This is a genomic window from Rhizobacter sp. P3_B12, assembly GCF_056402895.1.
Genome location: NZ_JBFUGN010001212.1, coordinates 1 through 1619 on the forward strand (window position 1 = coordinate 1; position 1619 = coordinate 1619).

The window sequence follows — 1619 nt, forward strand, 5'->3', positions numbered from 1 at the left end:
TGCTGCTGCTCGCCTGGGTGTTCGGCTGGATCTGCACGGTCATGCCGCCGATCGACAACGTCTGCGCGCCGTAGGTGACGCTGCTGCTGCGCGGGGTGAACAACGCGTCGCCGGTGGGACCGCCTCAGTTCGCCACTTGCGCACCGGTGCGCATCATTCGCCTCGATCGTCTGGGTGTTCACCAGGCCGGCGGACCGGTAGGTGGTGCTCGTCGTGCGGGCGTAGTTGGAAAGGGTCGGCCACCGCTTGTGCTGCGGGCAGTTGGGCTTGCGCGTGGTCCGTGTTCACCCATCGCACTCAGCGCCATGACTGTCGTCCATTTTCCATCTCACCAATCAAGTGGGCCAGGTATGGCCCTTTCCAAGAGTCTGATGCAAGCGCAGCAGTGGCAAGCTCAATGAAGCGCGATCTGCTCTCCCAACTGGGAAGACAGGACTTGTGAAGGTGGGTGTAGTTGAACGCTCGCAAAGGATCGCTATCGCGACCCGACAGATGCTCGATCAAGAGATAGTCGTCAGGATCGGTGACCTCAGTCTCGCAAACAACACACTTTCTCTTCCCGGGTCCGACCTTTGAAGCCCATTCGTCCACGCGGCGAAGAGCCTCTACCCCATGCTCGTGCTCGCGAACACAGGTCTCATGGAACGCTCCGTCCGAGAACACGAAGCAAGGGTCCAATTCGTTCACCACAAATGGCGGAAATGAACAAGTCGATTCCTCTTGCTTGATAACCCGCTCGCACAAAGAGCACACGCTCTTACCGAATATCAACAATGCCATTGCTCTCAAACTCCTTCAGTGATCGGGCCGAACAATCGACACTTGACCGCCATGGAAGACATACTGCTTCGATTGACCCAAGGCTCGCAGTGCTTCAGCATCTGCCGCACTAGGCAAAGCGTTCGTTGGATGGGTATGGCCAAAGATTTTGGCAATCGAACCCTCCGCAAAATTTATTTCACCAGGTCCACACAACCACCGCGGCGTTTACTGTTGATGCCATCAGCATGGCCAGCCGGCGCGCAACGGAGGCCCCATCCCCGCGGGGATCAACGATGTGATGAGTCCTGAGCGCATAGTTACCACCAGCGCACCGAACAAGTCGGATTCCAATCAATCCGGATTATCACCCTGCCGCTCCCACGTGCGAATACCCACCATCGCGCGCTCAATTTCATCCATATTATCAGGGCCAAGCTCCGACCCAAAAGGCTCCGACAATAGTCGACGAATTTTGGCCAAACGATGCGTCACCCTCCATTCGTCGATGAATCGCGTAGTTTCGTGCTCATAGGACTGGCGATCCACCTCCAAATATTGATTGCCAATATTGCGCAGCGATATTAGCATAACCTCGATTTCCGACAATATATGAAGAGCATCGGCTTTTGATATGCAAACAACACCTGCCTGCTTGGACATTAATTTCTCCTGATAAAAGTTGGATCATCCAGCTTTATTTCACCTTTGACAGTCATTTCGGGCCTGCCATAGCGTGGGTTTTTCACCCATTCGACTCTATTTGCCGGAACATTTGTCTCAACATAATCCCGCCCACGCCCCTGCTTCAATTGATAATTTTTCTCTGCAGCTTGCTGATTCAGCGCGCGCCTATTTGC

At 54.6% G+C, this 1619-nt stretch carries 2 protein-coding genes; both read right to left on the reverse strand.

The window, feature by feature from the left end; translation table 11 throughout:
• Nucleotides 1–1113: 1113 nt before the first annotated feature.
• Complete coding sequence (locus tag AC1D01_RS33840) at nt 1114–1422, reverse strand: hypothetical protein (RefSeq protein ID WP_477873842.1); 309 nt, start codon at nt 1420–1422, stop codon at nt 1114–1116.
• The coding region (locus tag AC1D01_RS33845; RefSeq protein ID WP_477873843.1) for a hypothetical protein at nt 1422–1619 on the reverse strand (198 nt) is incomplete at its 5' end. The genes AC1D01_RS33840 and AC1D01_RS33845, both read right to left, overlap by 1 nt.

What these genes read in the sequence shown, in the direction of transcription:
- AC1D01_RS33840 (WP_477873842.1), bottom strand. Translation starts at nt 1,422, where the DNA reads ATGTCCAAGCAGGCAGGTGTTGTTTGCATATCAAAAGCCGATGCTCTT.